The sequence below is a fragment of the Streptomonospora litoralis genome (genome assembly GCF_004323735.1).
Classification (GTDB): Bacteria; Actinomycetota; Actinomycetes; order Streptosporangiales; family Streptosporangiaceae; genus Streptomonospora; species Streptomonospora litoralis.
Window position 1 is genome coordinate 2,758,322 of the sequence record NZ_CP036455.1, and the last position, 23,232, is coordinate 2,781,553.

Below are 23,232 nucleotides of genomic sequence, written 5' to 3' on the forward strand. Positions count from 1 at the left end.
GGCGGCACCGGGCCTAAGGGTAGAAACCCGCCGGGATCTCCCGGAGCGGGCAACCACCGGGTTGCGGCAATTGGGCACGACGCGCGAAGCGCTGCGCGCCGGCTTGCCGCCGAGCGGATGCCGCCCCATTTCGCCGGAGGCCCGCTCGGGTGGTCGGGCTCCGACTGAAGGGTGCACGGTGCGCGCGGCGCCAAGCTGTCTCGCTCGCTGCGCTCACTGCGACCCATTGCCGCAGCCTCGGTGGTGGCGGCAATCAGGGCGGTTCAGCGGAGGGTGCCTGAATACGCCGCGCAGCATCGGCCCCGAGCGCGCCCCCGGCGCCGCCGACCTCACCCGGGCGCGACCACGCCCACCCGCGCCGCGGCGTGGCGTCGATCGGCTCTCCTGGGAGACTGGGCGCATGACCTCGTTGCACCTCGTCCAAGAACCCGAAGCCGACGCGCTGCTGGCGTCGGAGCCGCTGGCGCTGCTGATCGGCATGCTGCTGGACCAGCAGGTGGCGATGGAGGTGGCCTTCGCCGGGCCGAAGAAGATCGCCGACCGGATGGGCGGCCTCGACGCCGGGACCGTCGCGCGGACCGATCCCGAGGAGTTCGCCGCGCTGTGCTCGCAGCAGCCGGCCGTGCACCGCTTCCCCGGGTCGATGGCCGCGCGCATCCAGTCGCTGTGCGGCTACCTGGTCGAGCACTACGGCGGCGACGCCGCCGCGGTGTGGACCTCGGGCGAGCCCGACGGGCGGGAAGTGCTCAAGCGTCTCAAAGCGCTACCGGGCTACGGCGATCAGAAGGCCCGCATCTTCCTGGCCCTGCTCGGCAAGCAGTTCGACCTGCGCGCCGAAGGCTGGCGCGAGGCGGCCGGCGACTACGGCGACGAGGGCGCGCGCCGTTCGATCGCCGATGTGGTCGACGAGCAGACCCTCGCCGAGGTGCGCGCGTTCAAGAAGAGCGCCAAGGCCGCGAAGAAGGCCGAGAAGGGCCAGTAGACGCGCCGCCGGCGCCGCCTTCTTCAGGCGCTGCCGCGGGAAAGTTGTCGGGACCGGCCGGCGCAGGGGGCTGGTGCACGCCGGCCGGTCTCGCGCCTACCGGCCCGGTCGGCGGAGTCACCCCGGGGCCGCCATCGGCGTCTGTGACGCCGTCTCCAGGGTGATCCGGTGCCGACCGGCGTAGACGTTCATCGAGGTGCCGCGCAGGAACCCGACCAGGCTCAGTCCCTGCTCGGCCGCGAGCTCCACGGCCAGGGACGAGGGCGCGGAGACCGCTGCCAGCATCGGGATTCCCGCCATCAGCGCCTTCTGCGCGAGTTCGAACGAGGCCCGCCCGGAGACCATCAGCGCGCTGCCGCGCAGCGGCAGCCGGCCGTCCCGCAGGGCCCAGCCCACGAGCTTGTCGACCGCGTTGTGGCGGCCGACGTCCTCGCGCAGCGCGAGCAGCTCCCCCTGTGCGGTGAACAGACCGGCGGCGTGCAGCCCGCCGGTGCGGTCGAAGACGCGCTGGGCCTCGCGCAGGCGGTCGGGCATGGCCGCGAGCACGGGCACGGTGAAGTGCGGTTCGTCCTCGGCGACCGACCAGTGGGCCGTGGTCGAAACCGCCTCCAGGCTCGCCTTGCCGCACACACCGCAGGAGGAGGTGGTGTAGAAGTTGCGTTCCAGCGACGCCTCGGGCACCGGAACCCCCGATGCCAGCACGACGTCGAGGACGTTGTAGGTGTTGGAGCCGTCCTCGGTGGCGCCCGCGCAGTAGCGGATGGTCGCGATCGCCTCGGCGGAGGTGACGACCCCCTCGCTGACGAGGAACCCCGCCGCCAGGTCGAAGTCGTTGCCGGGAGTGCGCATCGTGACGGTGAGCGGCCGGCCGTTCATCCGGATCTCCAGCGGCTCCTCGGCGACCAGGGTGTCCGGGCGCTCGCTGACGGCGCCGTCCCGGATCCGCAGGATCGGCTCGCGAACCGTGACCCGTCCCATGGACCTCCCCTTTCCGCAGAGCCGGGGGGCTCCCCGTGCCCGGCGTGCTTTCGGTGTGCGTGGACCGGACTCGGAAGGAATTCCCGTTTCCGTCCCTTTTCAGTCGTATCGGAATCCGACCGCGCCGACCAGGCCGCGTGCGGCGGCCCCCGCGGGGGCCGCGCCGCGTCAGTCGCGCCTTCTCTGCTGTACGTGCTGGAACCCGAACCGCCCCTTGATGCACAGGTTGCCGTGCGTCACCGGGTTGTCGTGCGGCGAGGTGACCTTGACGATCTCGTTGTCCTGGACGTGCAGGGTGACGTTGCAGCCCACTCCGCAGTAGGTGCAGATGGTGGTGGTCTCGCTCTGGCGGTCCTCGTCCCAGGTGCCCTCGTTGCGCATGTCGTACTCGGTCTTGAACGACAGCGCGCCGGTGGGGCAGACCTCGATGCAGTTGCCGCAGTAGACGCAGGCGGAGTCGGGCAGGGCGAAGTCGTGCTCGGTGGACACGCGGGCGTCGAAGCCGCGGCCGGCGATCCCGATCGCGAACGTGTTCTGCCACTGCTCGCCGCACGCGTCCACGCACTTGTAGCACATGATGCACTTGCCGTAGTCGCGCACGTAGAGGTCGTTGTCGATCTTGGTGGGCTGCTCCACGGTCTCGGCGGCCGTGCCGTCGCCGACCTCGTGCTCACCGGCGCGGCGGGCGTCGCGCTCGCCCATCGGCGCGGGCTCGGCCCGGGGGCCGAACCGCTCTGGACGGGCTTCGTAGCGCTCGTTCCACTCGGGGATCTTCGGTGTGGTGGACAGGTCCACCGAGGACCCCAGCAGCTCCAGCACCATCTTGCGGCTGTGGCGGACCCGCTCGGAGTCGGTGGCCACCGACATGGACTCCTCGACCTTGCGCGAGCAGGCCGGCACCAGTGTGCGCGCCCCCTCCACCTCGACCACGCACACGCGGCACGCGTTGCGCGGGGTGAGGGTGTCGCCGTAGCACAGGGTCGGCACCTCGGTGCCGACGGCCTCGCAGGCGTCCAGGATGGTGGCGTCCTCGGGGACGCGGACCTCTTCGCCGTCGACGGTCACCTCGACCAGGCGGCGAGGCGTCCCGATAGCTACCGGTGTGCTCACCGGACCTCCTTTAGGGGTTGTTCCTCCTGCGGGCCGAACACGCCCAGCCGGTCGATCGCCGACTCCACCGCGTTCCACGCGGTCTGGCCCAGGCCGCAGATCGAGGCGTCGCGCATCGCCTCGCCCACCTCGCGCAGCAGTGCGACGTCGGTGCGGCGCGGTCCGCCGTCGGAGAGCCGCACCAGCGCCTCCTCCTGGCGGACGGTGCCGACCCGGCAGGGCACGCACTGGCCGCAGGACTCGTCGCGGAAGAACGCCGCGATGCGTACGAGGATCGCGGCCAGGTCGACGGTGTCGTCGAGTACCAGGATGACGCCCGAACCCAGCGTGGCGCCGGCTTCGCGGGCGCCCTCGAAGGTCAGCGGGATGTCCAGTTCGTCGCCGCGCACGAATCCGCCGGCGGCGCCGCCGAGCAGCACGGCGCGCGGCTCGCGGGCGGTGCCGTCGGCGTTCGTGCCCGTGCCGCCGCACATCGCGATCAGCTCGCGCAGGCTCGCCCCGAAGGGGACCTCGTAGACGCCGGGGCGCCGCACCGAGCCCGACACGCAGAACAGCTTGGGGCCGGTGGAGCGGCCGGTGCCGATGGCGGCGTAGCCGGGGCCGCCCATCAGCATGATCGGTAGCACGTTGACCAGGGTCTCGACGTTGTTGATGGCGGTGGGCTTGCCGAACACGCCGCGCTCGACCGGGAAGGGCGGCTTGCTGCGGGGCTCGCCGCGCAGCCCTTCGATCGAGTTGAAGATCGCGGTCTCCTCGCCGCAGATGTAGGCTCCGGCGCCGCGCCGGATCTCGATTTCGAAGTCGAAGCCGGAGCCGAGGATGTCGGTGCCCAGCAGGTTGCGCCCGCGGGCCAGCTCGATGGCGTTCTCCAGCAGCGACAGCGCCCGCGGGTACTCGCCGCGGATGTAGATGTAGCCCTTGGCGGCGTTGTTGGCGTAGCCGGCGATGGTCAGCGACTCGATCACGGAGAACGGGTCGCCCTCCATGATCACCCGGTCCTTGAAGGTGCCGGGTTCGCTCTCGTCGGCGTTGCAGATGACGTAGCGGGGGGTCTCGGGCCGCTTGGCGGTGCCGTCCCACTTGCGCCCGGTGGGGAAGGCCGCGCCGCCGCGTCCGACCAGGCCGGAGTCGTTCACCTCGCGGATGACGCCGCTGGGGCCCATCCGCAGCGCCTCGCGCAGCGCGGCGTAGCCGCCGTTGGCGCGGTAGTCGTCCAGGCTGGCGGGGTCGACCACGCCGATCCGGCGCAGCAGGACCAGGTCGTCGTCGCCCGCCTGGGGGACCGCGGTCGCCGCGGAGGGCTCGGGTGCGGGGCCGGGCAGGGTCTCGGGGGGAGAAGGTGGCGCGCGGGGCGGGGTGGCTCAGGTGGGGGCCGGGGCCGTCGCCGTTCTGGGAGGGGCCGTGGCCGTTGACGGATCCGGGCCGGGGGAGCGGGTGGTCGGGGTTGTCGGCGGCGGGCCCTGCCGCGACCTCACCGGGCCCGGGGACGATGTCGTCGGCGGAGGCCGGAGCGGCGACGCTGTAGCGGGGCGGGTCGCCGGCCTCCAGCGACAGTGCCGCCGGCGCGCGTTCGCACAGTCCCAGGCAGGGACTCTCGTGCCAGGTGAACTCGCCGCCCTCGGTGCCCGCAGGGCCGGCGCGCTCGGTCAGCTGCGCGCACAGCCCCGCCGAGTCCTTGGCCGCGCAGGCGATGTCGGTACAGACGTGCACGACCCGGCGGGGTCGCTCCTTGAGGGAGAACATCGCATAGAAGGTCGCGACGCCGTAGGCCTCGGCAGGCGGGATCGTCAGCCGGCGGCAGATGTAGTCGAGTGCGGCGGGGCTGATCCAGCCCACCCGGTCGTTGACGGCGTGCAGGGCCGGCAGGAGCAGGTCGCGACGGCCGCGGGCGACGTGGCCGCCCTCGGCGAATCGCAGATCGGAGGCCTGGCGCGTGCCGCCGTCCCACCCCGACTCCGGCGGGCCGAGGACGGCGTCCACGGCCTCCCGCTCGGCGGGCTCCGGCACAGCATCCAGGAAGTGCAGGTCCACGTCCCCGGTCACCTCGAATCATGTAAGCCAGGTCACAGACGTTGTATACGGGCTACAGTATGCTTCATTCCTACCGTGGGCAACCCCTGGTCGCTTGCGTGTTCGGCGGTACCGAGCACCGGTGGCCGGGGGTGCGCACAGGGTGGCGCCGACCAGGCCGCGGCGGATCGCAGCGCCCTCGATCGTGCCGGCGCGGTGCCGGCAGCGGCCGCCCGGGCGCCGTACGGGCGGCCGCCCCGGATGCGCGCCGGGCGGCACGCGTGTGCCGCGGCGGGGCGCATCACCGGCCCCCCGCCCGCCCGCCGCGCAGCGCGGTCCGCGCCCGGGTGCCGGGTGGCGAACAGCGCACCCGGGCATGCGGCCGGGACCGCGTGGATCCCGGCCGCGGACCGCGCGGCTCACGGCGTCAGGGCGACGCCGGTACAGGAGCCGCTCCGGCGGCCCCCGCGGGCGCCGCGCCCTCGATCAGCTTCTCGATGTTCACGGCCGCCGCCTTGTACTCGGCGGTGCCGGCCACCGGGTCGGTGGCGTCGATGGTCAGCAGCTGGGTGTCGACCTGGTCGGGGAAGTGGAAGGTCATGAACACCAGCCCCGCACGCATCTCCGTCGCGATCGAGGCGGGTACCAGCACCGATCCCCGGCGCGAGGAGACGCGCACGGTCTCGCCGTCGGCGATGCCCAGCCGCTCGGCGTCCTCGGGCGAGATGTCCAGCAGTTCGCCGCGCCGCATGGGCGAGGAGAACCCGCTGGTCTGCACACCGGTGTTGTAGTCGTCCAGCCGGCGGCCCGTGGTCAGGCGGAAGGGGTAGTCGTCGTCGAGCAGGTCGACCGGAGGCGAGTGGCCGACGATGCCGAAGGGGGCCGCCTCGCCCCGCTTGCCGGGGTCGGTCGACCACAGTCGGGAGTGCAGGAACGGCGGCTCCAGGCTGTCCTCGGAGTAGCACGGCCACTGGATGCCGTGCAGTTCCTCCAGCCGCTGATAGGTCATGCCGCGGTGGATGGGGGACAGGCTGCGCAGCTCGTCCCACACCTCCTCGGCACTCGGCTGCTGCCAGGCGTGGCCCAGGCGCTGGGCGAGGTCGCACATGATGGCGATGTCGTCGCGCGCGCCCGGCGGGGGGTCCAGCGCCTTGCGCACCAGCTGCACCCGGCGCTCGCTGTTCGTGAAGGTGCCGTCGGACTCGCACCAGGACGCGCTGGCGGGAAGCACGACGTCGGCCAACTCGGCGGTCTTGGTCAGGAAGATGTCCTGGACCACCAGGTGGTCCAGCCGCTCAAGGCGGCGGGTGGTGGTCATCGTCTCGGGCTCCGACTGCACCGGGTTCTCGCCGATGATGTAGAGGGTCTTCAGCTCGCCCCCGTCCATCGACTCGAACATCTGGGTGAGCGTCTTGCCCTTGCTGGGCTGGATCGAGGTGTTCCAGACCGACTCGAACCGGGTGCGGACCTCGGCGTCGAGAATGTCCTGGAACCCGGCGAGGCGGTCGGGGATGGCGCCCATGTCGCCGCCGCCCTGGACGTTGTTCTGCCCGCGCAGCGGCTGCAGTCCCGAGCCGTGGCGGCCGACGTGCCCGGTGAGCAGCGCCAGGTTGATCAGCGCCTTGACGTTGTCGGTGGCGTTGTGGTGCTCGGTGATGCCCAGGGTCCAGCACAGCTGGGCTCGCTCGGCGGTGGCGTAGGCGTGGGCGAGCTCGCGGATGGCCTCGGCGGGCACGCCCGTCTCGGCCTCGGCCGCGGCGAGCGTCCACGGCTCCACCAGCTCGCGGTACTCCTCGAATCCGGAGGTGCCGCGCCGGATGAAGGTCTCGTTGGCCAGCCCGGCGTGGATGATCTCGCGCCCGATGGCGTGCGCAAGCGGGATGTCGGTGCCGACGTTGAGGCCGAGCCAGCGGTCCGCCCACTGGGCCGACGACGTGCGCCGGGGGTCGACCGCGAACATCCGCGCGCCGTTGTGCAGGCCCTTGAGCACGTGCTGGAAGAAGATCGGGTGGGCGGCGCGCGGGTTGCCTCCCCACACGATGACCAGGTCGGTGTCCTCGACCTCGGCATAGGAGGAGGTGCCCCCTCCCGAGCCGAAGGCGGCGGAGAGGCCGGCCACGCTGGGGGCGTGGCAGGTGCGGTTGCAGGAGTCGACGTTGTTGGTGCCCATGACGACTCGGGTGAACTTCTGGGCGACGAAGTTCATCTCGTTGGTGGCCCGGGCGCAGGAGAGCATGCCGAACGCGTCGGGGCCGTGCCGTTCCACGCCGGTGCGGAAGCCGGCGGCGGCGCGGTCGAGTGCCTCCTCCCAGGAGGCGGGGCGCAGTCGGCCGTCCTCGCGCACGAGCGGGCGAGTGAGGCGTTCGTAGCTGCTGGGCTGGTGATCGTCCGATCGCATCTTCTGGGGCCTCGCTTGGGTCTCGTGGCCACTGCGGTGGACCGCAGGAAATATTGTCTACAGTATGCGACGCCTATACCGCAGGCAAGGGGAAGCGGACAAGGGCGGTGCGGCCGCGGGGAAGGGGCGACGGGCAGGGGGCCGCCCCTTCGGCCCCTCTCAGGCTGCGGGTGCGGGGGCGGCGGCAGCGGCGCCGGCGGCCATCCGGCTCGCCACCGAGCCGTCGACGAGCCGGGCGTTGAGCAGCCGGGCCACGGCGTCCACGGTGCGCAGGGTGGGCACCTGGGCCCCGACAAGATCCGCCAGCTCCACCACGGCGGTGAGGATGACGTCGAGCTCCATCGGGCGGCCGCGCTCCACGTCGTGCAGGGTGGAGGTGCGGTGGTCCCCGGCGCGCTCGGCGCCGGCCAGGCGGCGCTCGACGGAGATCTCCGGGCGGATCCCCAGGCGCGCCGCGACTTCCAGCGTCTCGTTCATCATCGCCCGCGCCAGTTCACGCGAGGAGCGGTCGCCGCAGATCTGCGCCATGGTGGAGCGGGTCAGCGCGCTGAGGGGGTTGAAGGTGATGTTGCCCATCAGCTTGACCCAGATGTCCTCGCGCAGCTCGGGCTCGACCGGGCACTTCAGCCCGCCGGCGACCATGGCGTCGGCGAAGTCGGTGCAGCGCCGCGAGATCGAGCCGTCGGGCTCGCCGATGGAGAACCGGGTGCCCTCCAGATGGCGGATGACGCCGGGGCCCTCGATCTCGGTGGCGGCGTAGACGACGCAGCCGATGGCGCGTTCCACCGGGATCGCCCGGCTGACCGAGCCTTGCGGGTCGACCGTGTGCACCCGGTGCTCGGCCAGCGGGCCCGCAACGCCGTGGAAGTACCACCAGGGGATGCCGTTCTGCGCGGCGACCACGGCCGTGCCGGGCCCCATCAGCGGGCGCAGCATCGGGCCGCACCCGGCGTAGTGCTGGGCCTTGAGCCCCAGGAAGACGATGTCGACCGGCCCGATCTCGCGGGGGTCGTCGGTGGCGTGGGGGCGCGCGGCGAAGTCCCCCCGGTCGCTGAGGACGCGCACGCCGCGGGCTCGCAGGGCCTCCAGGTGGGGGCCGCGGGCGATCATGTGGACGTCGGCCCCTCCGCGGTGCAGGGCCGCGCCGGCGTAGGCGCCGATCGCGCCGGCGCCGAGGATGGCGATTCTCATACTGCACTCCGTTCTCTCGCCCGAACGATTTTGTATACAGTATGCTGATGTCGGTGCATGTGGCGAGGGGGTGGCTGCGGAAAAGGAACGGGTGAATGCAGGCGAACAGCAAGTTCCCGAGTTCTTCTCCGCCACCGGGTCCTCGCCCGCAGGGGGCGTGCGCGGCCTCGCCGGCCGCCGCACCCGCCGGGTGCCCATCCGTGCGATCGCGGGCCGCGAGCCGTCCGCGGGCCCGCGATCGCCGCTCGGACTGCGCCGCCGCAGTGGATTTCGTAGACTGTCTACACCATGCCGATCATCCGATAGGCATCACCGTGCGACGGGCAGGAGCGGCGCAATGACCACACAGCCGTTGAAAGCCGCGCTGAGTGGGCGGGTGCAACGGCCTGTCCCACTGCGTGAGGCGGTATACGAGACTATCCTCAACCTGATCATCACCCGGGAGTTCCCACCCGGCCGGCACCTGGTCGAGAGCGAACTCGCCGAGCAGCTCGGCGTCTCCCGGCAGCCGGTGCGCGAGGCCCTGCAGCGGCTGAGCAACGAAGCCTGGGTCGACCTGCGCCCCGGCTACGGGGCTTTCGTGCACACACCCACCGAGAGCGAGGCCGACCAGCTCCTGGCCGTGCGCGCCGTGCTGGAGACCGAGGCCGCCCGCCTGGCCGCGGGCACCGCAGGGCCGGCGCAGGTCGAGTACCTGCGCGAACTGTGGCGCGCCGGGGTCGGTGCCGTGGACGACGCCGACGTCGACTCGGTGGTCACCGCCAACGCCGACTTCCACCGCGGTGTCATCGAGGCGTCGGGCAACCGCGTGCTGGCCGAGCTGGCATCCCAGGTCGACCGCAGAGTGCGCTGGTACTACGCCCCCATCGCGCGTTCCCGCGGCATGGCCTCCTGGGACGAGCACGCCGGCATCATCGAGGCCGTCGCCGCCGGGGACGCCGACGAGGCCGCCCGGCTGATGAACGAGCACACCGAGCGCACCCGGCTCACCTACCACGAGAACTTCGACGCCGGCTTCTGAGCGGGCGTACCCGTTCGCGGCCGCCGCCCGGCGCGGTACGGGCGGCGGCCGCGAACGCCGCGCGGCCCCGCTAGACGTGGTCGCGCGGGATCACCGTGTTCCACGTGCGCGCCGTCACCCGGTCGCCGCCCTCGTAGGCGTCCAGCGTCGCGTTGAGGTGGAACGCCTCGGGCGTCGCGGTCAGCTCAGTCTTGGTGACGGTCTCGACGTCCCAGTCGCCGCGCTTGAAGCGCATGTGCCACTCGGCGGTGCCCATTGGCGAGGAGAAGTCGTCGCCGCGCACCGAGTAGACCTCGTCGGCGCGCCGGGTGACCTCCAGCGCGGTGTCCTCGAAGTACACCGTCCCCAGGTCCTTGACCACCTTCAGCGACGACTCGTAGTCGACGAGGTCGCGCTCGACCTTCCACTCCTGCTCGCCCGGTGTCAGGTGGCTGGTCTCCAGCGGAGGGGTCCCCTCCGGCTCGCCGAAGGGCTGCGGTGCGACCTCGTCGGAGCTGTCGGTGGGGCGCACCGGCAGCACCAGCGAGCTGTCGCCCTCCAGCAGAACGGTCAGCAGTACCGGCTCCGGCGGCGGCCAGGCCAGAGGCCAGTAGGACGTCGAGACCGACACCCGCAGCCGGTGCCCCGGCGGGAACGCCTGGGCGACGCCGTTCATCGGCACGGCCACGCGGTAGAGCTTGCCCGGTTCCAGGTCCTCGGCGTCGGCATGGTCGCCGGAGTGGGTGAGGTTGAGCAGGCCGTAGGTCACCCGGGTGGCGCGCCCGTCGGGAGCGACGTCCGACAGCCGCACGCACACCATCGCCACCGGCCGGTCGACGGTGAACTCCAGGTTGACGACGGGGGCGCCGAGGATCTCCAGCCGCTCGGTGAGCTCGTCGCTGTCGAACACCAGCGACCCGCCGTCGTCCTCGCGCTGATCGTAGGGCAGGTCCGGAGGCGCGTTGTAGGAGCACCACTTGCCGGCGTACTGGCCCACCGTCAGCGGCGACTCCACCGACGCGGCGGCGGTGGCCACGTCGGCGCCGGCGTCGGCGATGCCGTCCTGGGCCAGCGGCTGGGTGCGGCGGCTCACGCGCGGCGAGGGCCAGCGGGGCTCGCCCACCCAGCGGCCGGGCCGCTCCTCGTAGGAGGTGGAGGGCGGTACGCTCTCCTGCATCCAGGTCCGCACCATCGGCTCGTCCATCACATCGTTGTCCACACCCTTGAGCCAGCGGTCCCACCAGCGCACGCACTGCTGCAGGAACCCGATGGCGGGTCCGGGCACCCCCAGGTGGGGGTACTTGTGCGACCACGGGCCGATCAGCCCCAGCCGCGGCACGCTCAACCCCTCCATCAGCCGGAACACCGCGTTGGAGTAGCCGTCGGCCCAGCCGCTGACGGCCATCACCGGCACCTCGATGTCGGAGAGGTCCTCACCCACCGAGCCGTGCCGCCAGTAGTCGTCGCGCAGCTGGTGCCGCAGCCAGGTGTCCAGCCACAGCCCGCTGTGGTCGAGGCGCTGCTGCCACATCTCGCGCCACCGTTCGCCGACGACGGCCGGGTCGGGCGGGCACGAGGTGTAGGCGAACATCGTGGAGGCCCACGAGAGGTTGTCACCCAGCAGGCACCCGCCCATGTAGTGCACGTCGTCGGCGTAGCGGTCGTCGGTCGAGCACAGCGTCACGATCGCGCCCAGGCTCTCCGGGCGGCGCGCGGCGACCTGCAGCGCGTTGAACCCGCCCCACGAGATACCCATCATGCCGGTGGTGCCCGAGCACCACGGCTGCGCGGCCAGCCAGGCCAGCACCTCCTCGGCGTCGCGCAGCTCCTGCTCCAGGTACTCGTCCTGGAGCACCCCCTCGGAGTCGCCGCTGCCGCGCAGGTCCACGCGGGCGCAGGCGTAGCCGTGGCCGGCCAGGTAGGGGTGGATGGTGGAGTCGCGCTGTGCGGTCAAATCCCGCTGCCGGTAGGGAATGAACTCCAGGACCGCCGGGACCGGCTCCTCGGCCGAGTCGGGCCGCCAGATCCGCGCGGCCAGCCGGGTGCCGTCGGACATGGGGATCATGATCCCCTGCTCCTCGACGACCTTGTGGGGCAGTGCCGTGACGTGGCGCATGCGGCTCTCCCTTCTCTCGTATCATTCGCCGCCTGCGGCCGGCCCCTCTTCGACCTCGAACGGCAGGCGGGCCAGGCACAGCTCGTAGGCGCGCTGGAGTTCCTCGGTGTCGGCGGCGCCGGTGTAGACGACGGCTACCGCGTAGCTGTAGCTGTCCTGGCCGAACATCTCGGAGAGCCGCGTACCCGGTTCGACCAGGATCTCCGCCGAAGTGCCCGGGATATCCCGCTCCATGCCCGCCACATCGTCCTCGTCGGGGGCGATGCGCACCACACCGTCGGAGAAGCGGCGCAGGAACCACTTGGCCGCCACCGCGAACTCCCCGCCGCCCTGCTCCAGTTCGGGCTCGCGGCCCAGCGCCAGATCGACGCGGTAGGTGTGGTTGGGGCGGCCGTCGACGTAGGACGTCAGCTTGGTGTGGGACTGGGAGTGGCGGGGGTTGACCTCCAGCAGGCAGGTCTCGTCGCTGTCGGGGTTCCAGAAGAACTCGATGTTGAAGGTGGTGTCGTCCAGGCCCATGCGGCCGACGACGCGAACGGAGACGTCGCGGACCCGCTCCAGCACGTGGCCGGGGAGATCGCTGGGATACTGGTAGCGGAGGAAGCTGGGGGTTCCGGGGTAGTTGAGGGAGTCGATGACGCCGTAGGCGTGCACCTCCCCCTTGTAGACGTAGCCCTCGACCGTGAGCTGGCGTCCGGAGACCTCCTCCTCGGCCAGGCACGCCGTGCCCCCTGCGCGGGCGACCGCCTCGGGCAGCTCGATCCGGTCCATCACCCACTCGAAGGGGTCGCCGAGCTCGCCCGCGCCCTCGCGGATGCGGCCCAGCGCGTCCCGAAAGCCCTGTTCGTCCTCCACGCGGAAGGCCAGATCCGAGGAGAAGCCCTTCACCGGCTTCAGCCACATCGGGTAGTTCAGGTACTCGGGTGGGCGCTCGGCGTCGAAGGGAACCTCGGCGAAGCCGGGCAGCTCGTCGATCACCTCCGCCTGCTCCAGGCGGCTCCAGTACTTGTGCTCGCACTTGACGACCGATTCCAGCGACGGCGCGGGCAGTCCCCGCTCGGCGCACAGGATCGGTACCAGGGTGCTGACGGGGAAGTCCCAGTAGCCCATGATCGCGTCGATGCGCCCGTCGAAGGCGTCGAGTTCCGCTCGGGCCTCCTCCAGCACGTCGGCCAAGTCCAGCTCGGGATCGTGCAGCCGCTCAAGGCTCAGCAGTCGATGGAACCGGACATGGGGGATGGTGCGGAGGGTCTCGCGGTTGTGCTCGTCCATACCGAGCACGAAGACGTTCTCGCTCATCTCGCACCCCTTTCTTTCCCTCGGGCGATGCGCCTACCCGCGAGGAAAGCCGATGCGACGTGCCGTCGCGGTGATCCGCGACTCCCGCGCACTCCCGCGCACGCCGGCGGGTGCCGGTCGCGGGCCGCGGCGCCCGCGACCGGCACATGCGCGGCCGTAGGCGCCGTCCGCGCCCTAAGGTGGGCCCATGGCGCACCGACACCCCAGCAAGCTCAACGCCGAGCACGTCACCCACCCCGCTGCCCGGCGCCTGCTCAAAGCCGAACTGGCCAACTGCGCCGAGTGCCGCGCCCACGGCGACGCCGAGGCGCTGGCCGACCCCGCGATCCTGGAATCGCTGCTGCACGGCTTCGTGCTGAAGCGCGCCGAGCAGTGGCGCAACCGCCACTCCCGCTACCCGGTCAACCTCTACGACCTCGCCCCGCCCGACGAGCTGCGCTTCCTGCACATCCCCACCCGCGAAGTCGCGCGCCTGTGCGTGGTCGAGGGGCGTGCCGGAGACCGGGTGGAGACCGCCGGTGCGCTGGCCGAGACCGGAAACCTCACCGGCGACGACCGCGCCCTGGTGCTGGGCGACATCGTCGACGGGATCCTGGAGGACGAGGGCTGAGACCGGGGGCTTCCGTGTCCGGCCGCCGACCCGCTGCCGCGTCCGACCCGGCACCCGCCCGCGGCCGTTGCGGTTGGATCACGATCGGCGGCCGGGTCCGGCCGCCGGTGCGGCCCCGCGTAGCCCCGGCGGCGGCCGGATGCTCAGCTGCGCGGCGGCGGAAACGCCGCCGTGCGGGCGCACCGGAGCCGTCGGCCGTGTTCGGACCGCGGCGGGCGGGCGGACGGGGACGGCGGCGGAACATCGTATGCTGCCCTAGCGGACATCGAGGTCCGGCGCGCCCCGACCGGTATCGGGCATGTCCCGAACCCGGCCGATCGCCCTCCTCATCGGGAGCAGGAACGAGTCGGCCGACGGAACCGCGGCGGTCTTGTGCGCATCAGAACGGCAGCACCATCGACATCCCAGCGGCGCCGGCGAGCGCGCCCGTGGACATTTCCGGGGAGGAAACAGCATGAGTTACGGTCCGTCCGGGGGTCAGCCGCCCTACGGCAGCGGAGGATACGGTTCGCCGCCTCCGCAGCAGCCGCCCCAGGGCCCGCCCCCGCCGCCGCCCGGAGGCGGCGGATACGGCGGCCCCAGCGGCGGCTACGGCCCACCGCCCCCGCCCGGGGACCCCTACGGCGGCGGGAACTACGGCCAGCCGCCCGCCAGCAAGGGCAGCGCCATCGGCGCACTGGTCGCCAACATCTTCGGCATCTGCCTGAACTGCCTGTTCGGGATCGTCGGCCTGATCCTGGCGATCATCGCGCTGAATCAGATCGAGAGCAACCCCAAGTCGGCGCGCATGCTCACGCTGATCTCCTGGATCTGCTTCGGTGTCGGCGCCGTCATCGGGATCTTCGCGTGGATCTTCGTCTACCCCGACATGTTCGCGACGAATACCATGCCGTAGGAGCCGCACCGGCGCCACACGCAGCAGCGCCGCGGCCGCCCTCAGCGTCCCCGGCTCGGCAGCGCACCGAGCCGAGGGCGCTTCGCTTTCCGGCCGTTCTCCGCAGCGGCCGCCCAGGCCGGAGCCCTAGCCCTCCGGGACCTCCAGCGCCGCCCGCACGATCGCGCGCAGCTGGTCCACGATGGCGGCGCGGTCCCGCTCGAAGCCCGGGCCGCTCAGCGCCTCGGGGTCCGCGGAGTCGATCTCCAGCACCGGGGTGAGGACGTGGCCGGCCGGGATGGCGCGGCCGGTGGCGTCGCGCAGCAGCGTGTTGCGGTAGGCCACCTCGTTGGCCACGTGGTCGCCGCTCCCGCCGGCCCGCCCCCGCGAACCGGGCGTGGGACCGCCGGAGCGGTGCTGCGGTGCGTCTTGGGCCGCGGGTACCTCCACCACGCCGGTTCCGCCGTCCACCGCAAACGGCCCGCCCGCCCCCTCCAGGATCGCTTGCCGCGGCAGCGTCGACGACGTCCACTCCGGCATCGGGTCGAGTGTGGGCGCCTCGCGCGGTGCGGGCACCGGCCCCGGCGCCCGCACCCCCTCGTTGTCGGGGTCCTCGCCGCGGCGCCCGGCGTTGTAGACCGGCAGGCCGAAGTGCTCGGAGCGGCCCTGGCCGACGGTGATCACCGCGTCGGCGGCCACCGCCCCCGCCCCCGGCACATAGTGCGGCGCCAGCGCCCGCTCGACCATGCCCGCGCCCAGATCACGCCAGCGCACCGGGAACACGGCCGAGCGCACGGCGGCGCGGCGGCCCCCCACGTCCAAATCCGAGCCGTGCAGCGCGAGCGCGGCGCTGCCCGAGGGGTTGGACCGGCGCACGTCCTCGTCGAGCCCGTAAGGGTCGAAGCCGGTCACGACCACCCGCAGCAGCTTGTCGTCGGGCGGGAACACCAGGTCGTCGTGGCCCCGCGAGGCACCCTCCAACCGGTCGGCCAGGGCGGCGCGTCCCGCTTCGCCCAGCTCGAAAGAGGGGACCCACTCGCGCAGCCGTGCGCTCAGCGTCAGCCGCGCCCAGTACAGGTAGCGGTCGTCGGGGACGCCGTCGCTCTGGCGCACCGCCTCGGTCCACAGCCGCCGGCCGTGCGAGGCGACGACGCCCTCGGCCTCCCGCGCGTCGCGGGCCGACGCCAGGTCGGCGGCGAACAGGGGAGCCGCGGCCGCGAAGCCGGAGCGGCGCAGAATCGCCTGCGGTACGGCGAAGGCGGTACGGGACTCCTCGACGGTCATGGCGGTGGCCCTCATGTGCGTCGTTGCGGCGTGCGGCCCCCGGCTGTGCCGGGGCAAACGCCGCGCCTCCTTCCAGGTATAGCGCGGTCGCCGGGTTCGTGCCGAAGCGGTCACCCCGGTCCCCGCCCGCGGCGTCGGCGGCGCCGCGGCCGGGCAGCGGGCTCCGGCCGCCAGCCTCCCACAGCCGGCGGCCCCCGCAGCCCCCAACCCGGGCGGGCGCGCGGTTAGCGGTCGGCGGCCGCGGGAAAAAGTCCCCTGCCCGCAACCGCCTCTCAACGAAGAGAGAAGGACATGCCAGCCCTTCCCACCACCGAGCGCCTGCTGGAGCGCGCCACCGACGCCCTGCGGCGCTGCGGCGCCGACCCCGACGCCGCCGGGGGCGCCGGACACACGGCCCGCACCCCCATCACCGGCGAACCGCTGCTGGAGTTGGCCCCCCACGGCGCCGACGGCGCCGAGCGCGCCGTCGCCACCGCCGAGTCGGTATTCCGCGGCACCTGGCGCGACACCCCCGCCCCCGAACGCGGCAACCTCGTGCGGCGGCTGGGCGAACTGCTGCGCGAGCACAAGCGGGATCTGGCCGACATCGTCACCGTCGAGGCCGGCAAGATCGGCTCCGAGGCGGCCGGCGAGGTCCAGGAGATGATCGACGTCTGCGACTTCGCCGTCGGACTGTCCCGGCAGCTGTACGGACGCACGATGGCGTCCGAGCGGCCGGGGCACCGGCTGATGGAGACCTGGCACCCGCTGGGCGTCGTCGGCGTCATCACCGCCTTCAACTTCCCCGTGGCGGTGTGGTCCTGGAACACCGCGGTCGCGCTGGTCTGCGGCGACACCGTGGTGTGGAAGCCCTCCGAGCAGGCGCCGCTGACCGCTCTGGCCTGCCACGGGCTGCTCATGCGCGCCGCCGCCGACGTCGGCGCACCGCCCGAGGTGCACCAGGTGCTGCTGGGCGGACGCGAGATCGGCGAGCAGTTGGCCGACGACCCGCGGGTGGCCCTGCTCAGCGCCACCGGATCGGTGCGCATGGGCCGCGAGGTGGCACCGCGCGTGGCCGCGCGCCTGGGCCGCTACCTGCTGGAGCTGGGCGGCAACAACGCCGCGGTCGTGGCGCCCTCTGCCGACACCGACCTGGCGCTGCAGGGCGTCGTCTTCGGCGCCGCCGGCACGGCGGGGCAGCGCTGCACCACCCAGCGGCGCCTCATCGTGCACGAGGACATCGCCGAGGACTTCACCGGGCGCGTCGCCGAGGCCTACGGCAAGCTCGGCGACCGCATCGGCGACCCCTTCGCCGAGGACACCCTGGTGGGGCCGCTGATCGGCGAGTCCGCGCACCGGTCGATGGGCCAGGCGCTGCAGACGGCCGCCGACGAGGGAGGCAGGCTGCTGACCGGTGGCGGGCGCCGCCTGGAGCCCGAGGCCCCGGCCGCCTACTACGCGGAACCGGCGGTGGTGAGAATGCCCCGCCAGAGCGGCATCGTGCGCGAGGAGACCTTCGCGCCCATCCTCTACGTGCTCACCTACCGGACCTTCGAGGAGGCGCTGGAGTTGCACAACGGCGTCCCCCAGGGACTCTCCGGCTCGGTGTTCACCCGCGACCAGCGCGAGGCCGAGCTGTTCCTGTCGGCGTCCGGGTGCGACTGCGGCATCGCCAATGTCAACATCGGCACCTCCGGAGCCGAGATCGGCGGCGCCTTCGGCGGCGAGAAGGCCACCGGCGGCGGGCGCGAGTCCGGCTCGGACGCCTGGCGCGCCTACATGCGCCGCGCCACCAACACGGTCAATTACTCCACCCGGCTGCCCTTGGCCCAGGGAGTCAGCTTCCTCTGACGGCGGGCGCGGATGCGAGGCGGCCGACGCGGCAGGAGGTCCGGGTGCCGCGCCGACCGGGTCTCACGGACGCGGGGCGCCGCAGCCGCACCGCGGCGCCCCGCGTGCACGGTGTTCTCACCGCATCTGCTGCGCCGGTGCGGCCCGGGTGTCCGGATACGGACCTCGGGCCCTATCGGACCGGCTGTCGATTCTGCTACCCGGATGCGGCCCGGCCCAACACACCGATTCCGTCCGCGGTCGGCGCCCGCCGCACCAGATGGCGCGCTCACCCCTCGGGCAGCACATCGCCGCGCAGCCGGGCGCCCAGGCAGGCGGCGGTGTGCACCAGCGCCCGGCACCGGGCGAACTCCACCGGTGTGAAGGGCACTCCGCGCCGGTGCACGAGCAGGACGCCGCCCTCGGGCGCGGGCAGCGACATCACCGCGCCGCGCAGGTCCTCTCGCTCCATGCCCGGCGGCGGCGCGGCGCGGTGCTGTGCACCGCGGGCCCCCGAAACCGCGGTCAGCGCCTCCGCCAGACTCGCCTCGCCCCGCGCCAGAGCCGCCACCAGAGACAGTGCGCGGGCCGTGGTATCGCTCAGGTCGTGGACATCGGCCGGTTCGACGACCGGATGGCGGCCGCCCGCGCGCGCCGCCGCCTCACGCAACCGGTCGGCGCCCAGCTCGGCGGGCGCCGTCACATACAGCTCGTCGATCGCCTCGCCGCCGCCGGGGTGCACCTGCATCAGGCGTATGTCCGCGCCGCAGCCGGCCATCTGCGCGGTGAGCGCGGCCAGTCCGCCGGGTACGTCGTCGACGGCGACCCGCATCCGCCACAACCGCTCCCGTCGGGCCTCGGCCGCCGCCCGGACCTCCGTCGGGGCCGCAGCGGCGCCCGCCGCCGGCTGCGGCGGCGCCGCACCGGGCGGGCGGCGGCGGTGCGGCCGCCGGTGCGACCTCCACCGGTGCAGGGTGGAGGCGGCCAGCAGCGCCGCCCCGGTGGCCGCCAACAGGTAGCCCCCGTGGTCGCTGTGCCCCAGCGACAGCACCAGCAGATGCGCGGCACCTGCCGCGAGCAGCAGGCTGCCCACGTCCACCGCTTCCTGACCGAAGAATCCCCGCGGGGCGGGTGAGCGGTGTGCCCGCTCCGCCCGTCGTCCCGCCTCGACGCCTGACCGCACGTGACCCATGGCTTCGACCGTGCCCGCTCCGCGTTGCGCGGGATCGACCGGCGGTGACAACGCGGTAACAACCCGCGGTGACGCTCGCCACGTCCGGTAACCGCGGCCGCGGCCGCAACCGGCCCCGGGCCGGAGCGGACACGCGCCGGGGCTGAACGTGGGCACTGCTGCGATTCGGGCAGTCTTGGAAGTGTGAAATCACCAGGAGCCGACCCGGAACGGGGCAGAATCGAGCGACAGGCGGCGCTCGGGTCCACTGCGCGAAGACCGGTGGACCTGGTGGTCGCCGCAGTGGGCGCGCTCGTCATCGCCGCCGTCCTGGTCGTCGTGCGCATCACCACCGACGGCCAGGAGACCGCCTACCCGGCCGAGCTGCGCACTCTGCTGCCGCCGTCGGTGCTCGCCCTGGTCGCCGGCGTCGCCAACCTGACCGTCATCGTGCTGATCGGCATCACCGCGGTGGAGCGGCTGCTGCGCCGCGAGTTCCGCCAGATCGTGCGCGCCCTGGCGGCGTCCGCCTTCGGCTACGGCCTGGCCGGCGCGCTCAACGCCACAGTGCAGGCGCTCACGCCCTCCGAGGGGCTCCCGGAGGTGCTGATGGCACCGGAGTCCCAGAGCGTGTTCACCTCCCCGCTGCACGCCTACATAGCCGCCGCCGTCGCCTACGTGCGCGCGCTGCCGCTGGGGCACGTGCCGCGGGTGCGGGCCGCAATGTGGGTCGGGGTCGCCGCGACGTCGGCCTCGGTGCTGCTCGCCGGCGTCACCACGACACTGTCGCTGGTGCTGACCGTGCTGGCCGGCTGGACCAGCGCGGCGGTGGCCTCCTATGCCGTGGGGATGTCGCGACCGGTTCCGGCCACCGGACGACTGGTACGGGAGCTGCGCCGATTCGGCTGGGAGCCGTTGGGCCACCGCCCCCTGGGCGTCGACGCCGAGGGCAACCAGCGCTACGCGGTGGACACCGTCGACCGGCGCCTGGACGTGGTGCTGTTCCGCTCCGAGGACACCAGCGGGGTGTGGAAGCGGCTGCTGGCGGCGGTGATGCTGCGGGGGCCGGCGGCGCCCTCGGTGCTGCTGGGGGTGCAGCGCCGCGTCGAACACGCCGCACTGATGGACTTCACCGCGCGCGCCGCCGGTGCCGCGGTGCCGCGGGTGCTCGCCATCGGCGAGCTGGGGCTGGGCACCCTGGCGCTGGTGACCGAACATGTTCCGCTGCGCACCCTCGACGAGGCCGACACCGGCGAGCTGACCGACGCCGCCCTCGACGAGGTCTTCGCCGAGCTGGCCCTGCTGCACCGCAGCCGCGTCACCCACGGCGGCATCGACGGCTCGACCGTGGGCCGGCGGCTCGACGGGCGGGTCGTCTTCACCGGGCTGGCCAACGGGACCCTCGCCGCCTCCCCGCTGAAGGCGTCGCTGGACGTGGCGGCACTGATGACGGTCCTGGCGCTGCGCGTGGGCGAGCGCCGGGCCGTGGACTCGGCCATCCGCGTGCTGGGCGGCGAGAGCGTCGCGGCCGCGCTGCCGTTCCTGCAGACGGCCGGGATGCCCTTCGCGCTGCGCGGGCGGCTGCGCGCCCACCGCGGAACGCTGGGCGCCATTCGCTCCCGGATCACCGAGGCCGTGCCCGACGCCCCGGCCCGGCCGGCGCGCCTGGAGCGGATGCGGCCGCGCACCGTGGTCAGCGTGGTGGCCGCCACCGCGGTCGGACTGATCCTGGCCTACCAGCTCGCCGGAGTCGACTTCGGCACCATCTCGGAGGCGAACCTGGGATGGGCGGCGGCCGCGTTCGGCGCCTCGACGCTGTGCATGGTGGCGGCCGCGATGGCGCTGATGGGCTTCGTCCCCATCCGGCTGCCCCTGTGGCCGACGGTCCTGGTGCAGTACGCCGGATCGTTCGTGCGCATCGCCGCCCCTGCGGGCCTGGGTTCGCTGGCGATCAACACGCGCTACGTCTCCCGGATGGGCGCCTCGGCCGGACTGGCCATCTCGGCGGTCGGGCTGTCCCAGGCGGTGGGGCTGGTCCTGCACGTCCCGCTGCTGCTGGTGTGCGCCTACCTGACCGGAACCTCCTACCTCGCCGACTTCTCTCCGTCGGTGACCCTCATCGCGGTTACCGCGGGCCTGTCCGTGGCGGTGGCGCTGGTGCTGCTCGTGCCCGCCCTGCGCCGGGCGGTGCTGGACCGCGCGCGCCCCTACTTCCGAGGCACTCTGCCGCAGCTGCTGGACCTGCTGCAGCACCCGCGCCGACTCGTGATGGGCGTGGGCGGCACGCTGCTGCTGACCGCCGCGTTCGTGGCCTGCCTGGCGTTCTCCGTGGCGGCGTTCGGCGGGCAGGCCGAGATCGCCGCACTGGCGGTGGTGTTCCTGGCCGGCAACGCCATCGGATCGGCGGCGCCCACCCCCGGCGGACTCGGTGCGGTGGAGGCGGCCCTGCTGGGCGGGCTGACCACGGTCGCGGGGGTTCCGGCGGCCGTCGGCCTGCCCGCGGTGCTGCTCTACCGGCTGCTGACGTTCTGGTTCCCGGTGCTGCCGGGGTGGGGGGCGTTCCACCTGCTGCAGCGCTGGAAGGCGATCTGAGGCGGCGGGGCGCGCCCCGCCGCAAGCGCCGCCGCCCGGCCTCACCGGCGGTGCGAGCGCCCCTTGCGCAACCCCGCTTCGCCCGGTCGGTGAAATCATGGGGACGGGCGACTCCGCCGGTTCCGGCGCGGGGCGCCTGCGGCACCGAGCGCACGCGCACGGCAGGGGAAGGCGAAGACGAAGACATGGCTAGGAACGAGCTCGCCGAAGAGGCGTGGGAGGAACTCGCCCGCGCGCAGATCGCGCTGATGCGGCGGTTCCAGGACGACTTCCGCTCCTGGGAGGTCACCATGCACGAGTACGACGTGCTGTTCACGCTCTCCCGGTGCCCCGCCGGCTCACGCATGCGCGACCTCGGCGAGCACGTGCTGCTCACCCAGCCCAGCATCAGCCGCCTCGTCGAGCGCATGGCCGAAAGCGGTCTGGTCACCCGCGAGTGCGACCCCGGCGACCGCCGGGGCACGGTCGTAGGGCTCACCCGCTACGGCCGCGAGGTGCTGCAGCGCGTCGGCCGGGCCCACGCCGGGGCCATCGAACGGTACGTGGGCCGCGCTCTGACCACCGAGGAGCTGCACCTGTTGCGCGACATCGCCGGCAAGCTGCGCCGCGCACAGGCCGACGGGTAGTGAATCCACCGGCGGCTCGCCGTGTCGGTATTTGATTGTGCACAATTCGATTGTGCTAAATTGAACGGTGCCGAGGAGGGATTCCCGCGCCATGACCGACACGTCCGAGTCCGATCCGCTTGCCCTGGAGCGCCAACTCTGCTTCGCCGTGTACGCGGCCTCGCGCGCGCTGACCGGGCTCTACCGCGAGCTCCTCGGCCCGCTCGGCCTCACCTACCCCCAGTACCTGGTCATGCTTGTGCTGTGGGAGCACGGCGGCCTCACCGTCAAGGAGCTGGGCGCGCGCCTGCAGCTCGACTCGGGCACGCTCTCGCCCCTGCTGCGCCGGCTGGAGGCCGGCGGGCTGGTGCAGCGCAGCCGCACCGGCGGCGACGAGCGCGTCCTACGCGTCACCCTCACCGGCACCGGCGCCGAGCTGCGCGAGCAGGCCGCCGCCATCCCCGCTCGGGTACTGGACGCCACCGGCGTCTCCGCGGCCCAGGCCGCGCAGCTGCGCACGGTACTGGAGCACATCACCGACTCCGCCGCCCTCGCCGCCGACGAACTCCGCGAGCAGCGGTGACCGTACGGCGGCGCACGGCGGGGACAGCGACCCGCGGCACCACGGCCGCGGGCGCCACGCCATACGAGAAGGAGACAGCGCGATGAAGGTCATGTACACCGCTCAAGCCGAGGTCGAGGGCGAAGGGCGCAAAGGCCGCGGCCGCACCGACGACGGACGCCTGGAGGTCGACCTCTCCGTTCCGTCGGGCATGGGCGGCGACGACGGCCAGGGCACCAACCCCGAGCAGCTGTTCGCCGTCGGCTACGCCGCCTGCTTCCACGGCGCCCTGAAGAAGGTCGCCCGCGAGGCCGGCGACTCCGCCGACGGCTCCAAGATCGACTCCGCCGTCAGCCTGGGCAGCGCCGAAGACGGCCTGACCCTGGCGGTGGAGCTGCAGGTCACCATCCCGGGCAAGTCCCAGGAGGAGGCGCAGAAGCTCGTCGAGGCCGCCCACCAGGTGTGCCCCTACTCGCGCGCCACCCGCGGCAACATCGAGGTCACCCTCACCACGAAGAACGGCTGAGCATCCGGCTGCGGCGCCGGCCCCGACCCGCGTTGCGGGCACGGGGCCGGCGCCGGTGGGACCGTTCGTGCCGGCCGCGTCGCCGCCTACCGCGGCGGTGCGGAGCTTCGTTACG

At 73.1% G+C, this 23,232-nt stretch carries 17 protein-coding genes and 1 pseudogene; 9 read left to right on the forward strand and 9 right to left on the reverse strand.

The genetic code is table 11. The features are described 5' to 3' along the window. Positions 1-400 precede the first annotated feature (400 nt). Entirely contained in the window at positions 401-982 is a 582-nt protein-coding gene (locus EKD16_RS11890; protein ID WP_131098439.1) for an HhH-GPD-type base excision DNA repair protein, read from the forward strand. 117 nt (positions 983-1,099) lie between these two features. On the opposite strand, the gene fdhD is transcribed toward EKD16_RS11890, so the two are convergent. From fdhD to EKD16_RS11920, 5 genes and pseudogenes are all read right to left on the reverse strand, one after another. Further along, positions 1,100-1,960, reverse strand: coding sequence for a formate dehydrogenase accessory sulfurtransferase FdhD (gene fdhD / locus EKD16_RS11895; RefSeq protein WP_131098440.1), 861 nt, complete (start codon positions 1,958-1,960; stop codon positions 1,100-1,102). 168 nt (positions 1,961-2,128) lie between these two features. After that, entirely contained in the window at positions 2,129-3,070 is a 942-nt protein-coding gene (locus EKD16_RS11900; protein WP_131102431.1) for a 2Fe-2S iron-sulfur cluster-binding protein, read from the reverse strand. After that, positions 3,067-5,101 (reverse strand): annotated as a pseudogene (locus EKD16_RS26600) (NAD(P)H-dependent oxidoreductase subunit E). The gene EKD16_RS11900 and the pseudogene EKD16_RS26600 overlap by 4 nt, the downstream one beginning before the upstream one ends. 406 nt (positions 5,102-5,507) lie before the next feature. Next, a complete protein-coding gene (locus EKD16_RS11915) occupies positions 5,508-7,478 on the reverse strand; it encodes a molybdopterin oxidoreductase family protein (RefSeq protein ID WP_131098442.1) in 1,971 nt (656 codons plus the stop codon). A 159-nt stretch (positions 7,479-7,637) separates the two neighbouring features. Next, positions 7,638-8,669: a 2-dehydropantoate 2-reductase gene (locus EKD16_RS11920; protein WP_131098443.1), complete on the reverse strand. Its 1,032-nt coding sequence runs from the start codon at positions 8,667-8,669 to the stop codon at positions 7,638-7,640. Positions 8,670-9,006: 337 nt separating this feature from the next. Here EKD16_RS11920 and EKD16_RS11925 point away from each other — a divergent pair, with 337 nt between their 5' ends. Then, on the forward strand, positions 9,007-9,690 hold the full coding sequence (locus EKD16_RS11925; RefSeq protein ID WP_131098444.1) for a GntR family transcriptional regulator: 684 nt from the start codon (positions 9,007-9,009) through the stop codon (positions 9,688-9,690). Between the two features lie 70 nt (positions 9,691-9,760). Here EKD16_RS11925 and EKD16_RS11930 read toward each other — a convergent pair whose 3' ends face one another. Then, positions 9,761-11,785, reverse strand: a complete 2,025-nt coding sequence (locus tag EKD16_RS11930) for a CocE/NonD family hydrolase (RefSeq protein WP_131098445.1) — start codon at positions 11,783-11,785, stop codon at positions 9,761-9,763. A gap of 21 nt (positions 11,786-11,806) precedes the next feature. Continuing rightward, on the reverse strand, positions 11,807-13,084 hold the full coding sequence (locus EKD16_RS11935) for an ATP-grasp domain-containing protein (RefSeq protein WP_131098446.1): 1,278 nt from the start codon (positions 13,082-13,084) through the stop codon (positions 11,807-11,809). A 187-nt stretch (positions 13,085-13,271) separates the two neighbouring features. On the opposite strand from EKD16_RS11935, the gene EKD16_RS11940 reads away from it, so the two are divergent. Continuing rightward, entirely contained in the window at positions 13,272-13,694 is a 423-nt protein-coding gene (locus tag EKD16_RS11940) for a hypothetical protein (RefSeq protein ID WP_131098447.1), read from the forward strand. 454 nt (positions 13,695-14,148) lie between these two features. Further along, positions 14,149-14,589, forward strand: coding sequence for a DUF4190 domain-containing protein (locus tag EKD16_RS26095; protein WP_242677355.1), 441 nt, complete (start codon positions 14,149-14,151; stop codon positions 14,587-14,589). A 126-nt stretch (positions 14,590-14,715) separates the two neighbouring features. Here the strand turns inward: EKD16_RS26095 and EKD16_RS11950 are convergent, their stop codons facing one another. Further along, positions 14,716-15,867 carry a pyroglutamyl peptidase gene (locus tag EKD16_RS11950; protein ID WP_131098448.1) on the reverse strand — a complete coding sequence of 384 codons (1,152 nt, stop codon included), beginning with the start codon at positions 15,865-15,867 and terminating at the stop codon, positions 14,716-14,718. Between the two features lie 276 nt (positions 15,868-16,143). Here EKD16_RS11950 and amaB point away from each other — a divergent pair, with 276 nt between their 5' ends. Beyond that, on the forward strand, positions 16,144-17,682 hold the full coding sequence (amaB, locus tag EKD16_RS11955) for an L-piperidine-6-carboxylate dehydrogenase (protein ID WP_131098449.1): 1,539 nt from the start codon (positions 16,144-16,146) through the stop codon (positions 17,680-17,682). Positions 17,683-17,950: 268 nt separating this feature from the next. Here the strand turns inward: amaB and EKD16_RS11960 are convergent, their stop codons facing one another. Beyond that, on the reverse strand, positions 17,951-18,760 hold the full coding sequence (locus tag EKD16_RS11960) for an ACT domain-containing protein (protein WP_341351880.1): 810 nt from the start codon (positions 18,758-18,760) through the stop codon (positions 17,951-17,953). Between the two features lie 354 nt (positions 18,761-19,114). On the opposite strand from EKD16_RS11960, the gene EKD16_RS11965 reads away from it, so the two are divergent. The 4 genes from EKD16_RS11965 (at position 19,115) to EKD16_RS11980 (ending at position 23,117) form a co-directional block, all read left to right on the forward strand. After that, on the forward strand, positions 19,115-21,424 hold the full coding sequence (locus EKD16_RS11965) for a lysylphosphatidylglycerol synthase transmembrane domain-containing protein (RefSeq protein ID WP_242677356.1): 2,310 nt from the start codon (positions 19,115-19,117) through the stop codon (positions 21,422-21,424). A 185-nt stretch (positions 21,425-21,609) separates the two neighbouring features. Beyond that, positions 21,610-22,050: a MarR family winged helix-turn-helix transcriptional regulator gene (locus EKD16_RS11970; RefSeq protein WP_131098451.1), complete on the forward strand. Its 441-nt coding sequence runs from the start codon at positions 21,610-21,612 to the stop codon at positions 22,048-22,050. A 91-nt stretch (positions 22,051-22,141) separates the two neighbouring features. Further along, positions 22,142-22,612, forward strand: coding sequence for a MarR family winged helix-turn-helix transcriptional regulator (locus tag EKD16_RS11975; protein ID WP_131098452.1), 471 nt, complete (start codon positions 22,142-22,144; stop codon positions 22,610-22,612). An 82-nt stretch (positions 22,613-22,694) separates the two neighbouring features. Beyond that, the gene (locus EKD16_RS11980; RefSeq protein WP_131098453.1) at positions 22,695-23,117 is read left to right on the forward strand and encodes an organic hydroperoxide resistance protein; all 423 of its coding nucleotides are present in this window, start codon (positions 22,695-22,697) and stop codon (positions 23,115-23,117) included. Positions 23,118-23,232 lie beyond the last annotated feature (115 nt).